The sequence below is a fragment of the Amycolatopsis sp. NPDC003731 genome (genome assembly GCF_053586895.1).
On the sequence record NZ_JBSFNC010000214.1, the window covers coordinates 1 to 12,146 of the forward strand.

The following is a 12,146-nucleotide window of genomic DNA, read 5'->3' on the forward strand; positions in this document are numbered from 1 at the left end:
GTGGTCAGGCGGGTTCTGACCCGCCTGACCACTCACGACGGCTTTGGTCAGGCGGGTTTGAGCGGGTCGTGGCCGATCGACATCAGCCGGTGGCGCCAGTAGGCCTCGCCCGCCGTCGGCTCCAGGTCGTCGCGGCGCTGGGCGTGCACCCGGTCGACGACCCGGCGCATCACGTCGGCGTCGTGGGAGTCCACGTCGGACTTGCGCTTGCGGAGGATGGCCAGCACCTCGTTGCCCGTCGGCGGGCCCGCCTCGTCGGGGAGCGGTTCGGTCTCCGGGCCCGCGTCGCGGGTGCGGAGCCAGTCCTCCAGCTCGCGCGAGGTCATGTTCACCACCCGGTGGAACTCCGCCCACAGGTCGTCGTCGACTGCCGGATTGTCCATGTTCGTCGGCTACCCGGCGCGGCCTACGTCAAACCGTGGTCCCGTGGCCGGTAGAATTCCTCCGGACCCGTTGAAACGCCAGCGGTGGTCTCTGTTGACGCTGCTGGCGAGCTCGATCCCGTGCTCGCCGCTTGACGCATGGGAGGGGTGGGCCTTGCCGACCACTGGCGACGGCATGGCGGCGCGGGTCGACGAGCTGAACGCGGTGCTGGCCGATCTCGTCGGGGTCCTCGAATCGATGTCCGACACGCCGGGGCTGCTCGACGCGGTCTGCGGCGAAGCGGTCCGGGTGGTCCCGGACGCGGACCTGGCCAGCATCATGGTCGTCCGCGACGGCGTGACCCAGACGGCGGCTTTCACGGACGAGCGAGCCCGGCGCATCGACGACGTCCAGTACGCGGCAGGCGACGGTCCGGGCCTGCTCGCTGCCCTGACGGGTGAAGTGGTCCGGGTGGCGGTCGCGGAGACGGGCGAGCAGTGGCCCGAATTCGTGGCGGCGGCGAAGGAACTCGGCGTGGGCAGCTACCTGGCGGTCCCGCTGCGCGTGGACGACACGTTGGTGGGCGCGATCACGCTGTTCGGCTTCGAGACCCACGGCTACCACGAGTTCGACACGAAGGTGTTGCGGCTGTTCACGTTGTGCGTGGAGACGGTGCTGCGGCTGACGCGCCGGTACCGGGAGGCGCGCGGGCTGGCCGACGAGCTGCGCAACGCGATGGAGACCCGCGCGGTGATCGAGCAGGCCAAGGGCATGCTGATGCTGATCCACCGGGTCAACGAGGACGCGGCGATGCACCGGCTGATCGTGGAGTCCCAGCACACGAACATCAAGCTCCGCGACGTCGCGGCCCGGTTCACGAAGCGGATGAGCTCGGCGGACGGCGGCCCGGCCCGGCCCTGAACAACGTCCCCAGGCCGCTCTGCGCCGTGCCGCCGAGCGCGTCCCACACGGTGACCGCGGTCGCGGTGAGCACGGGCTTCTCGAGCCGTTCCTCCAGCTCGGCGAGCAGCGGCGTGGTGTGCAGGGCGGTCTCGGGGACGAGCACGGCGGCGGCGTCTTGGTGGTCGGCCGCGACGGCGAGTTCAGTGATCCGCTGCGCGTCCCAGGCGGCGAGTGCGCGATCGGAGCCTGCGTCGGCCGAGACGGCGTGCACGGTGGTGACGCCGGCCTCGGCGAGGAAGGCGGCGAAGAGCGCGGTCAGGTCCGGGTGGTAGACGGAGGCGAGCGCAACGCGCTCGACGTCCAGCCGCTCGAGGGCGGCGAGGTAGGCCAGTGACGTGCTGCTGGCCGGGACGCCGAGGTGATCGCTGAGGGCTCGCGCCTGGTCGCGCGCCCCGTCGAGACCGTGGGTGAAACTGCAGCTGGAGCACGCCCAGCTGACGACGTCCGGAGTGGTGCCGAGCCGGTCGGCGGCGGCGACGAGACGCCCGGGCGAGCCGAGCGCCCGCACGGCGGCGATCTGTCCGGCCGCGCCGGGATCCCATTCGACGTAGGCGAAGTCGAGTTCGGGGGCGGGGTCCAGCCGGCGGCAAAGGGCGGCGAAGTCGTCCTCGCCGCAGTCGCGGGTGGGGTAGAGCAGGCCGATGCGCATGGTCTCCGGTTACCCGGACGGGCGTCGGTGCAAGAGGTCGAAGCGGGACCACATCGCCTCGGCCGCTTCGATCGACGCGCTCGTCGCGGGGCTGGACGTGGCCGATTGGGCCGCGATCGTTTGGGTTGTGCTGGCGGGCGAGAGGTCGAAGCGGGACCACATCGCCTCGGCTGCTTCGATGGACGCGCTCGTCGCGGGGCTGGCCGTGGCTGATTGGGCCGCGATCGTTTGGGTTGTGCTGGCGGGCGAGAGGTCGAAGCGGGACCACATCGCCTCGGCTGCTTCGATGGACGCGCTCGTCGCGGGGCTGGCCGTGGCTGATTGGGCCGCGATCGTTTGGGTGCTGGCGGGCGATGAGAGCAGGCCGATGCGCATGGTCTCCGGTTACCCGGACGGGCGTCGGTGCAAGAGGTCGAAGCGGGACCACATCGCCTCGGCCGCTTCGATCGACGCGCTCGTCCGCGCCGGGTCGACCGCCGCGAGCTGGGCCACGATGGCCTGGGCCAAGGCCATCCCCGCCGTCAACGACGGGAAGAACGTCACGCCCTCCGCCGGCACCATCAGCACCTGCTCCGCCGCTCCCGCCAGGGCCGGGCTCGCCGCGTCCGTGATCGCGAAGACGCGGGCGCCGCGGTCGCGGGCCTCGTTCGCCGCCAGGACCGTGCTCTCGTACAGGCGCCAGAAACTGATCGCCACCAGGACGTCGTCCGCCGTCAGCTTGGCCGTCTGGTTGGCCAGTTCCGCGTCGCCCGCCGTGATCGCGTGGACGTCGTAGCCCGCCAACCTCGCGTTGTGGGCCATCGCAATCCCGACCGCCGCGTAGCTTCCGTCCGCGATCACCAGTGTTCGGCGGGCCGCCGCCATCGCTCCCGCGACCGTCCGCAGCAGCGGCTCGTCGAACCGCCGGTTCAGCAGCGCGAGGCTGTCGAGGTCACGCCGGAGGGACGCCGACCCCGGTGAGCCGACGTCGCGGTGCTCCTCCGCCACCTGCGGCGCGCTCAGCGACGACATGTACCGCGCCCGCAGCTCCTGCTGCAGCGCCGGCCAGCCCGCGAACCCCAGCGCCTGGGCCGTGCGCGTCACCGTCGCGACGTTGACGCCGGCCAGCTGGGCCAGCTCGGCCGTCGAGCCGAACGACGCCCGGCGCGGCTGCGAGACCAGCACTTCCAGCACCGCGGCCGACTTCGGACGCAAGCCCCGCTCGGGCAGCCGGTCGCGCAGCCACGCCTCGAAACCGTCGTCGGTCTCCGCCACCTCGGCGCCCTCCCCTGCTGTCCGGTGCACCGTAACGCACCCAGTTTTGCAAAGAACGTTGCAGTTTTGACGAAATGCAGTCTATGTTGTCGGCACTCCCCGACGGAAGGCGTTCCCCATGACGCTGCTGACCCGGCTGGACCGGCTCCCGCTGAGCCGTCCCCACTACAAACTGCTGCTCATCGGCGGCCTCGGCTACACCTTCGACGGCATGGACTCGGCGGTCGTCGCCTTCCTGCTGCCCAGCGCCAAGGCCGCCTGGCACCTCGACAACGGCCAGCTCGGCCTGATCGGCTCGGCGACGCCGTTCGGCTTCCTCTTCGGCGCGATCGCGGCCGGCCTGCTCGGCGACCGCATCGGCCGCAAGAAGGTGATGATGTACGCGCTGGCCTTCTACGCGCTGTTCTCCGTCATCGCGTCCTTCTCCCCGAACTACGAGGTCTTCCTCGGCGCGCGGGTGCTCGCGGGGGCGGGCGCGGGCGCCGAAAGCGCGATCATCGCGCCCTTCCTGTCCGAGTTCGTCCCGGCCAAGCGGCGCGGCTGGTTCGTCGGAGCGCTCGCCGGGTTCTTCTCCTTCGGCTTCGTCGCGGCCGCGCTGATCGGGCGGTTCGTCGTGCCGTCCTTCGACGAGGGCTGGCGGGTCGCGCAGCTGGTCACCGCGCTGCCGATCGTCATGCTGCTGTGGTGGCGCCGGTCCCTGCCCGAATCGCCGCGCTTCCTGCTCGCCCACGGCCGGGCCGCGGAGGCCGAGAACGTCGTCGCCAAGATCGAGCGGGACGTCGAGAAGGCCACCGGCACCACCCTCCCGCCGGTGCCGCCGGCCGACGCCGCCCCCGCGACCGAGACGCCGAAGGTCAACCTCCTCAGCGCGCTGAAGTTCCTGTGGAGCCCCGCCATGCGGCGCCGGACGGCGGTGATCTGGACCGTCTGGTTCGTGATCACGTTCTCCTACTACGGCTTCTTCTCGTGGATCCCCACGCTGCTCGTGGAACGCGGCATCACGGTGACGAAGAGCTTCGAGTTCTCGATCATCATCTACCTGGCCCAGGTGCCCGGGTACTTCTCCGCCGCGTGGCTGTCCGAACGGCTCGACCGCAAGCACACCATCGCCCTCTACCTGGCCGGCTCGGCGGTGAGCGCGTTCTGGCTGAGCCAGACCAGCGCGCCGTGGTCGATCACGCTCGCCGGTGCGGTGCTGTCCTTCTTCCTCAACGGCACCTACGCCGGGGTGTACTCCTACACGCCCGAGGTGTTCCCGACCTGGATCCGCGCCAGCGGCACCGGCCTGTCCAGCGCGTTCGGCCGGGTCGGCAGCATCCTGGCGCCGACGATCATCGGCCTGTCCGCGGCGAGCCTCGGCTTCGCCGGCGTCTTCGGCCTGACGACGGCGGTGCTGGCGGCCGGGGTGCTCTGCGTGCTCGTCTTCGGCCTGTCCACCGCGGGCCGCTCGCTGGAGGAACTGACCGAACACGGCGCCCCGGTGGCGACCGCGAAGGAGATGACGAAGTGAGTCTGTCCACTGTGGAGGAACGGGTGCGCGCCGAGCTCGGCGTGCGGCTGTTCACCGTTCTCGCCTGGATCCCGGAACGCCGGGCGCTGCGCCGCGTGCACAGCAGCCACCCGGCGGAGTACCCGGTCGGCGGGGAGAAGACGGTCGAGGTCGCGGCGGGCTGGCTCGACCGCTGCATCACCGCGCAGGAGCCCTACTTCGGCCCCGGAAAAGCGGCGGTGCGGGAGATCTTCGCCGACCACGAGCTGATCGAGTCCCTCGGCTGCGGCTCGATCATCAACGTCCCGGTGGTCGACGGCGGCCGGACCCTCGGCGTGCTCAACATCCTCGACGCGGAAGGTGCCTACGACGAGGATTCGGTCCAGGTGGCCCGATCCCTCGCCCCGCTCGCCGTGCCGGCGCTCAAGGAGGAACAGTGACCCTGCTGCTGCGCAACGCCCGGCTGCTCGACCCGCTCTCCGGCGAGTACACCGAGGGCGACCTCCGGTGCGCCGACGGCCGGATCGCCGAGGTCGGGCCCGGCCTGACCGCGCCCGACGGCCCCGCACTGGACCTGCGCGGCGCGGTCGTGCTGCCGGGGCTGGTCGACGCGCACGTGCACGTCACGGCGTCGACCGCGGACCTGGGCTCGCTGTCGTCGTCGTCACCGAACTACGTGGCCGCGCACGCCGCCCGGACGATGAGCCGGATGCTCGACCGCGGGTTCACCACCGTCCGCGACGCCTCGGGCGCCGACTTCGGGCTCGCCGACGCCCAGGCGGAGGGCCTGTTCCGCGGCCCGCGGCTGCTGTTCTGCGGGCGCGCGCTGAGCCAGACCGGCGGTCACGGCGACAGCCGCACCCGCGGTACGCAGGTGCAGGACGACCACCCGTGCTGCGCCGGGCTCGGCCGGGTGGCCGACGGCGAGGACGCCGTCCGCGCCGCGGCCCGCGACGAGCTGCGCAAGGGCGCCCACCACATCAAGGTGATGGCGTCGGGCGGCGTCGCGTCCCCGACCGACCGCATCGACTCGACGCAGTACTCGGCCGGGGAACTGCGCGCGATCGTCGAGGAAGCCGAGGCGGCCAACCGGTACGTCGCCGCACACGCGTACACCGCCCGTGCCGTGAACCGGGCCCTGGAACTGGGTGTCCGGTCCATCGAGCACGGCAACCTCCTGGACGACCGCAGTGTCGAGCTCTTCCTCGAGCACGACGCCTTCCTCGTCCCGACCCTCGTGACGTACTGGGCCCTGAAGGAGGAAGGCCGTGAGCACGGGCTCCCGGAAGCCAGCTGGCGCAAGGTCGACGAGGTCCTCGGCGCCGGCCTGGCGGCCTTGGAGAGGGCGTCCCGCGGCGGCGTCAAACTGGTCTACGGCACAGACCTCCTCGGCGGCATGCACCGCCACCAGAACCACGAGTTCCGCCTGCGCGCCGAAGTCCAGACCCCGCTGGAAATCCTTCGCTCGGCCACGTCGACGGCGGCGGAGCTGCTGAACCTCACCGGCGAGATCGGGACCCTCGCCGTGGGCGCGCACGCGGACCTCCTGGTCGTCGACGGCGACCCCCTGTCCGACATCGGGGTGCTGGCCGAGCCGGAGAAGTTCCGCCACGTCATCCAGGGCGGCGCGGTGGTGTCCGGCTGAGCTACCAGTTCCGCACCGCGGGCGCGTACCCCGCCGGCTTGTCGCCGATCTTCAGCCCGGGACTGACGATCCAGTTCTGGTACTCCGGGGTGAACATCCGGTAGACCGACGCCGGCGGGACCGCGCTCGCCTCGTCGAGCAGGCTGCGCAGCTCGGCCGGGATCTCGAAGTCCAGCGCCGCCATGCTCGTGCCGAGCTGGCCGGCGCTGCTCGCGCCGACGATCGCCGCCGCGATGCCCGGCTGGGTGGCCACCCAGTTGATCGCCACCTGGGCCATCGTCACCCCCAGCTCGGCGGCGATCTTCCCGAGCGGTTCCAGCACCTGCGGGGTGCGGTCCGTCCCCGAAGGACCGTCGCTGAGCCGTCCGGTGCCGCCGTCGCGGTACTTGCCGGTGAGGACGCCGCCGGCCAGCGGGCTCCACGCCGTGACCCCGAGGCCGAGGTGCTGGGCCATCGGGACGTGCTCGGTCTCGATCTGCCGCTCGACCAGCGAATACGGCAGCTGCAGGTTGATCATCGGCGCCAGCGAGTGCGCCTCGGTCAGCGACTGCGCCCGTGCCGCGTACCAGCTCGGGACGTCGGACAGGCCGGGGTAGCGGATCTTGCCCGCGCGGACGAGGTCGTCGAGCGTGCGCACCACCTCCTCGACCGGGGTGATCCGGTCCCACGTGTGCAGCAGGAAGACGTCGACGTAGTCGGTGCCCAGCCGGCGCAGCGACGCCTCGAGGGCGCGGATCAGGTGCTTGCGGCCGTTGCCGCCGGCGTTGGGGTCGGCCGGGTCGACGCTGTTGGTGAACTTGGTGGTCAGCACGACCCGGTCGCGGGAGTTCGTTTCGGCGATGAGCCTGCCGAGGATCGTCTCGCTCTCGCCCGCGGTGTAGAAGTCCGCCGTGTCGACGAAGTTGCCGCCCTCGTCGAGGTACTTGCGGAAGACCGGACGGGCTTCGTCCTCGGTTTTGCCGTAGGCGGCGTGGAAACCGCCGGTGCCGAAGTTCATCGTGCCGAGGGCGAGCCGGCTGACGCGCAGTCCGGACCGCCCGAGGAGGTAGTACTGATCGAGTGCCATGACCTCAGCGTGCCGAGCCGTTTTTGGACCCGCAAGTCCAGTCCGCGAGCGCCGGGGGAGGGCGCTCGCGGACCGGAGCTCAGCGGCAGCGGTAGCTCGACGCCGTGGCCGGGTCCCCGCCGGTGTAGCGGGAAACCCGCGGGAGCGGGCACAGGTCGCGGGTCTTGCCGTCCGCGGACGCCGCCGTCAGCGTGGCCGGCGCCTTCCCGTGCTCGACCCAGTCGACCAGCTGCCCGAGCGCGTTCGTCGGCTCCGGGCCGCCACCGCCGAAGCAGTGCTCGACACCCGGCGCGAGGAACAGCCGGTAGAAGTCGTTGACCCGCTGCGGGCCACCCATCGTCCGTTCCACCTCGGCGCGGTAGGACAGCGTGCCGCCCGGCGGGATGAGCTGGTCGTTGGCGCCGACGAACGTGATCAGCTTGCCGCCGGCGCGGCGGAACGCCGAGAGGTCGGGGTCGGACGTGCCGATGACGTCGTCGTACTCGCGCACCGACTGGCGGAACAGGGCCGCGAACTGCGCGTACGTCAGCTTCGAGGTGTCGAAATCGGCCTGCTTCTCCAGGAACGACTGCACCCACTTGACGGCCACCGGGAAGCCCGGCGCGGTCAGCGTGCCGTCGGGACCCGGCTGGGTGCCGGCGAGCCAGGTGAAGTCCGCGCCCTTCGGCAGCCCGGCCCACAGCCGGTGGCCGCGCTCGTCGGTCGGGCCCGCCCAGATCTTGCGCACGACCTCGGCGTCCGCGGCCGTGACGGTGACCTCGTGGCCGTCGCAGACCACCTTCGTCCCGACGAGGCGACGCGGGTCGTAGCCGCACTCGTCCGGCCGGTCGACGATGCCGTTGGTCACGCCGTCCTTCGCGTCGCACGCCTGGACGGCGGCCGTGCGGAACGCGGAAAGCACGCAGGGGCTCGGGAAGTCGTGGCTCTGGTTCATGACGACCTGCGGCCAGAGGGTGGCGACCGCGAACCGCGTCCAGTCGACGGCGGGGGCGTTGGCCAGGATGCCGTCGAAGTCCTTCGGATAGTCCTGGGCCTCGGAGTAGCCCTGGCGGCCGCCGGTCGAACAGCCGGTCCAGTACGCGTACGAGATCGGGCGCTGGTAGTACCGCTGCGTGACGGCCTTGCCGATGACGGCCTCTTCGTGCACCGATCGGGTGGCGAAGTTGGTCAGGAGCGTCTGGTCGACCCGGCCGCCTTTCAGCGCCCAGGACGTGTCGAGGCCGTCCAGGGACACACCCGCGTCGGTGGTGACGGCGGCGTAGCCGGCCTGGGCCGCCTGGGGGAGCGCGTCGAAGTTGCCGGCGGCGTAGGCACTGCCGCCGAGGGCTTGGAGCCGGCCGTTCCACCCGGTGTCCGGCAGGGCCACGGCGACCTTGACGTGGTCGGCGCCGGTGTGGGTGAGCGTGACGGTGATCAGGCAGTACGACGCCTGGGGCGTGGCCTGCACCGACTCGATCCCGGCGCCCGGCGGGGCGGGCACCGCGACGGCGGCGCAGGGGGCGGGGGTTGCTGCCGAGGCGGCCGGCTGCGTGACGGTGGTCAGCAGGAGCGGCACGGCGGCGGCGAGAAGGAGGCGTTTCATCGGTCTCTCCGGTCGCTGGTCATTACGGGGGAACGCTAGGTGCGGGCGGGAAGGCCCGGCGCCCGTCGGATGACGCTGCCGCTGTACGTCACTCGGCCGTGAGCTGCGGAAACAGTGTTGGGTAAGGTCGTTTCCATGGCGCTGACCGGGCGGGACACCGAGCTGAAGGAGCTGGGCGAGCTCGTCGACGGCCCGGAGGACCGCAGCGGCGTCCTGATCCGCGGCGAGGCGGGCATCGGGAAGTCGGCGCTGGTGGCTTCGACGGCCGCGGCGGCCTCGGTGGCGGGGTTGCGGGTGCTGCGGACGACCGGGGCCGAGGCCGAGCGGAACCTGGCGTACGCCGGGCTGCACCAGCTGCTGCACCCGGTCCGGGCCGGGGTGGCGGAGCTGCCGGCGCCGCAGCGGGACGCCCTGCAGACGGCGCTGGGGCTGGCTTCGGGAGCGAAGCCGAGCGCGTACCTGGTCGGGCTGGCGGTGCTGACGCTCCTGGCCGAGGAGGCGGCGGCCAAGCCGTTGCTGCTGGTGGCGGAGGACGTGCACTGGCTGGACCGGGCCAGCGCGGACGTCCTGGCGTTCGTGGCGCGGCGGATCGAGACCGAGCCGATCGTCCTGGTGGCGACCCTGCGGGACGGCGCCGAGTCCCCGCTGCTGTCGGCGGGGCTGACGTCGATGGTGCTGGAGAGGTTGCCGGCGGACGCGGCGGCGGAGGTGCTGGATTCGGTGGCGCCGCGGTTGGCGCCGGCCGTCCGGACGCGGTTGCTGGCCGAAGCGGCGGGGTTGCCGTTGGCGTTGACGGAGCTGCCCGCGGCGGTGGCGTCGCTGGACGGCGTGGACCCGGTGCTGCCCCTGACCGAACGGCTCGAGCGGACGTTCACGGCCCGGGTGGCGGCGCTGCCCGAGGCGACCCGGACGGCCCTGCTGGTGGCGGCACTGAACGAGACGACATCGTTGGCGGAGACCCTGGCGGCGACGGACGCCCTGCTCGGGACGGGTACCACCGCGGCCGCCGATCCCGCGATCCTCGCCCCCGCCGTCGAAGCGCGGCTGATCGACCTGTCCGCCGGGGCCGTCACCTTCCGGCACCCCCTCATGCGGTCCGCCATCCCGGCCTCGGCCACCCCGCTCGATCGCCGGAACGCCCACCTCGCCCTCGTCGAAGCCCTTCGCGACCAGCCCGATCGGCGTGCCTGGCACCAAGCCGCCGCCACCGCCGGGCCGGACGAGACCGTGGCCGGCGAACTCGAACGCACCGCCGAGCGCGCCCGCTTCCGCGGTGGTGCCGCGGCCGCCATCGCCGCCCTCGAACAGGCCGCCCGGCTCAGTCCCGACGCCGGGGACAGGACCGACCGGCTGCTGCTGGCCGCCGAACTGGCCGTCGAGTCCGGGCGGCGGGAGACCGCCGAACGCCTGGTCCACGCGGCCAACCCGGCCGATCCCCGGCGCCGGGCCACCGCCGGCCGGTTGCTCAGCGAGTTCGAAGACGGCGTCCGCGAAGACCCCGCCCGCGTCGCCGAACTCGCCCGGACCGCCGCGTCCGTCGCCGAAGACGGCCACCACGACGCCGCCATGCGGATCCTCTGGAGCGCCGCCATGCGCTGCTTCTGGACCGAACCCGGTCCGGAGGCGCGGAAGGCCCTCCTGGACGTCGCCGATCGGCTGCCGATCCCGGACGGCGACCCGCGGATCGTCGCCGTCTCCGCCTATGTCGCTCCCTTCGAACGCGGCAAGGCCGTCCTTGGGCACCTCCGGGAGCTGGTCGCCAGGACCGGCGCCGATCCCGAAGTCGACCGGTACCTCGGCAGCGCCGCACTGCAGGTGGGTGCCTTCGACCTCGCCGCCCGGTTCTCCGCCGCCGCGGCGCCCGGGCTGCGGGCGCAAGGGCGGCTCGGGCTGCTGCCGCGCGCGCTGGCCGTCCAGGCGTGGAGCCGGGTCCGGCTCGGCGACCTGGCCGGCGCCGTGCCCGCCGCGGCGGAAGCGGTTCGGTTCGCGCGCGAGACCGGCCAGCCGTTCATGGCCGGGCTCGCCACCGCGGTCCAGGCCGAGATCGCCGCCCTGCGCGGCGAGCACAAGCAAGCGAAGACCCTCGCCGACGAGGCCGAACGCGCCGGGCTCGCGGCCGGTGCCCGGCCGGTGCTGGCCACCGTGCAGCTCACGCGCGGCCTGGCCGGCTTGAGCGAAGGCCGGTTCGAGGACGCCTTCGCCGACCTGCGCCGGCTGCTCGACCCGGCCGACCCCGCCTACCAGCTGGCGTTGCGCACCTACTGCGTCGCGGAACTCACCGAAGCCGCGGTGCGGGCGGGGCGGACCGCCGAGCTGCGGGAGGTCGTGACCGGACTCGAGTGCCTGGACACGCCGTCACCCGCGTTGCACATCGGCCTCCGGTACGCCCGGGCCGTGCTCGACCCGAGCGACGAGCTGTTCGCCGAGGCCCTCGACTCGGCCGGCTGGCCCGCCGAACGCGGCCGCGTCCACCTGGCGTACGGGGAGTGGCTGCGGCGGCAGCGGCGGGTCGTCGAATCGCGGACCCACCTGCGCACCGCCCGCAAGACGTTCGACGCGCTCGGCATGGCGGCCTGGGCCGACCGGGCCCGGCGCGAGCTGCGCAGCGCGGGCGAGTCGAGCCCCAACCGCGGGCCGGACGCCCGGGACAAGCTGACCCCGCACGAGCTGAGCATCGCGCAGCTGGCCGCCGAGGGCCTGACGAACCGGGAGATCGGGCAGCGGCTGTACCTTTCGCACCGGACCGTCGGCACCCACCTGCACCGGATCTTCCCCAAGCTGGGCGTCAGCTCGCGGGCCGATCTCGCCGGGATGCTGAAGACCCTCGAAGGGTGACGTACACCGGCTGCGTCACCTGACGGGCGCGAAGGTCACCAAACGACTCCTAACGTCGTGAAAGTCCCACGGTCTTTCGCACAGGAGCAGCAGATGATCAGCAGGAGAAGGTTCGGGCAGGCGTTCGCGGCCGGGCTCGCGGCGACGTCCTTGGCGGCCTGCTCGCCGGGCACCCCCGCGGCCGCTCCCGCGCCCGCCCCCGACCTGCGGGCCGGGTCCGGGGAACACACCTCGCTCGGGCCGGTCAAGCAGGCCGACGCCGGCCTGGTCACGATGGCCTACCACGAGTTCGGCCCGGCC

Annotated in this window: 11 protein-coding genes and 1 pseudogene; 6 read left to right on the top strand and 6 right to left on the bottom strand. The window is 72.6% G+C overall.

Annotated elements, in window-relative coordinates:
* Positions 1–47 precede the first annotated feature (47 nt).
* Positions 48–383, bottom strand: coding sequence for a DUF3140 domain-containing protein (locus tag ACWDN5_RS43675; RefSeq protein ID WP_449680405.1), 336 nt, complete (start codon positions 381–383; stop codon positions 48–50).
* Between the two features lie 175 nt (positions 384–558).
* Between ACWDN5_RS43675 and ACWDN5_RS43680 the strand changes: the two genes are divergently transcribed.
* The gene (locus tag ACWDN5_RS43680) at positions 559–1,284 is read left to right on the top strand and encodes an ANTAR domain-containing response regulator (protein WP_310968470.1); all 726 of its coding nucleotides are present in this window, start codon (positions 559–561) and stop codon (positions 1,282–1,284) included.
* Here the strand turns inward: ACWDN5_RS43680 and ACWDN5_RS43685 are convergent.
* From ACWDN5_RS43685 to ACWDN5_RS43695, 3 genes are read right to left on the bottom strand one after another with little or no spacing between them, the layout of a single operon-like run.
* Positions 1,238–1,975 (bottom strand): aspartate racemase/maleate isomerase family protein, encoded by a 738-nt coding sequence (locus ACWDN5_RS43685; protein ID WP_449680406.1) that lies wholly within the window; start codon positions 1,973–1,975, stop codon positions 1,238–1,240. The genes ACWDN5_RS43680 and ACWDN5_RS43685 overlap by 47 nt on opposite strands.
* 9 nt (positions 1,976–1,984) lie before the next feature.
* On the bottom strand, positions 1,985–2,350 hold the full coding sequence (locus ACWDN5_RS43690; RefSeq protein ID WP_449680407.1) for a hypothetical protein: 366 nt from the start codon (positions 2,348–2,350) through the stop codon (positions 1,985–1,987).
* Positions 2,351–2,359: 9 nt separating this feature from the next.
* Positions 2,360–3,229: a MurR/RpiR family transcriptional regulator gene (locus ACWDN5_RS43695; protein WP_310968471.1), complete on the bottom strand. Its 870-nt coding sequence runs from the start codon at positions 3,227–3,229 to the stop codon at positions 2,360–2,362.
* A gap of 118 nt (positions 3,230–3,347) precedes the next feature.
* Here ACWDN5_RS43695 and ACWDN5_RS43700 point away from each other — a divergent pair, with 118 nt between their 5' ends.
* From ACWDN5_RS43700 to ACWDN5_RS43710, 3 genes are read left to right on the top strand one after another with little or no spacing between them, the layout of a single operon-like run.
* Positions 3,348–4,739, top strand: coding sequence for an MFS transporter (locus ACWDN5_RS43700; protein WP_310967404.1), 1,392 nt, complete (start codon positions 3,348–3,350; stop codon positions 4,737–4,739).
* Positions 4,736–5,158: a GAF domain-containing protein gene (locus ACWDN5_RS43705; protein WP_449680408.1), complete on the top strand. Its 423-nt coding sequence runs from the start codon at positions 4,736–4,738 to the stop codon at positions 5,156–5,158. The genes ACWDN5_RS43700 and ACWDN5_RS43705 overlap by 4 nt, the downstream gene beginning before the upstream one ends.
* Complete coding sequence (locus tag ACWDN5_RS43710) at positions 5,155–6,363, top strand: amidohydrolase family protein (protein ID WP_449680409.1); 1,209 nt, start codon at positions 5,155–5,157, stop codon at positions 6,361–6,363. Before ACWDN5_RS43705 ends, ACWDN5_RS43710 begins: the two co-directional genes overlap by 4 nt.
* A 1-nt stretch (position 6,364) precedes the next feature.
* Here the strand turns inward: ACWDN5_RS43710 and ACWDN5_RS43715 are convergent, their stop codons facing one another.
* A complete protein-coding gene (locus ACWDN5_RS43715) occupies positions 6,365–7,429 on the bottom strand; it encodes an aldo/keto reductase (protein WP_449680410.1) in 1,065 nt (354 codons plus the stop codon).
* A 79-nt stretch (positions 7,430–7,508) separates the two neighbouring features.
* On the bottom strand, positions 7,509–9,011 hold the full coding sequence (locus ACWDN5_RS43720; protein ID WP_449680411.1) for a tannase/feruloyl esterase family alpha/beta hydrolase: 1,503 nt from the start codon (positions 9,009–9,011) through the stop codon (positions 7,509–7,511).
* A 135-nt stretch (positions 9,012–9,146) separates the two neighbouring features.
* Between ACWDN5_RS43720 and ACWDN5_RS43725 the strand changes: the two genes are divergently transcribed.
* Positions 9,147–11,846 (top strand): ATP-binding protein, encoded by a 2,700-nt coding sequence (locus ACWDN5_RS43725; RefSeq protein WP_449680412.1) that lies wholly within the window; start codon positions 9,147–9,149, stop codon positions 11,844–11,846.
* Positions 11,847–11,939: 93 nt separating this feature from the next.
* A pseudogene (locus tag ACWDN5_RS43730) lies at positions 11,940–12,146 on the top strand (alpha/beta hydrolase); the annotation flags it as partial.

What these genes read in the sequence shown, in the direction of transcription:
- ACWDN5_RS43675 (WP_449680405.1), bottom strand. Translation starts at nt 383, where the DNA reads ATGGACAATCCGGCAGTCGACGACGACCTGTGGGCGGAGTTCCACCGG.
- ACWDN5_RS43680 (WP_310968470.1), top strand. Translation starts at nt 559, where the DNA reads ATGGCGGCGCGGGTCGACGAGCTGAACGCGGTGCTGGCCGATCTCGTC.
- ACWDN5_RS43685 (WP_449680406.1), bottom strand. Translation starts at nt 1,975, where the DNA reads ATGCGCATCGGCCTGCTCTACCCCACCCGCGACTGCGGCGAGGACGAC.
- ACWDN5_RS43690 (WP_449680407.1), bottom strand. Translation starts at nt 2,350, where the DNA reads ATGCGCATCGGCCTGCTCTCATCGCCCGCCAGCACCCAAACGATCGCG.
- ACWDN5_RS43700 (WP_310967404.1), top strand. Translation starts at nt 3,348, where the DNA reads ATGACGCTGCTGACCCGGCTGGACCGGCTCCCGCTGAGCCGTCCCCAC.
- ACWDN5_RS43715 (WP_449680410.1), bottom strand. Translation starts at nt 7,429, where the DNA reads ATGGCACTCGATCAGTACTACCTCCTCGGGCGGTCCGGACTGCGCGTC.
- ACWDN5_RS43720 (WP_449680411.1), bottom strand. Translation starts at nt 9,011, where the DNA reads ATGAAACGCCTCCTTCTCGCCGCCGCCGTGCCGCTCCTGCTGACCACC.
- ACWDN5_RS43725 (WP_449680412.1), top strand. Translation starts at nt 9,147, where the DNA reads ATGGCGCTGACCGGGCGGGACACCGAGCTGAAGGAGCTGGGCGAGCTC.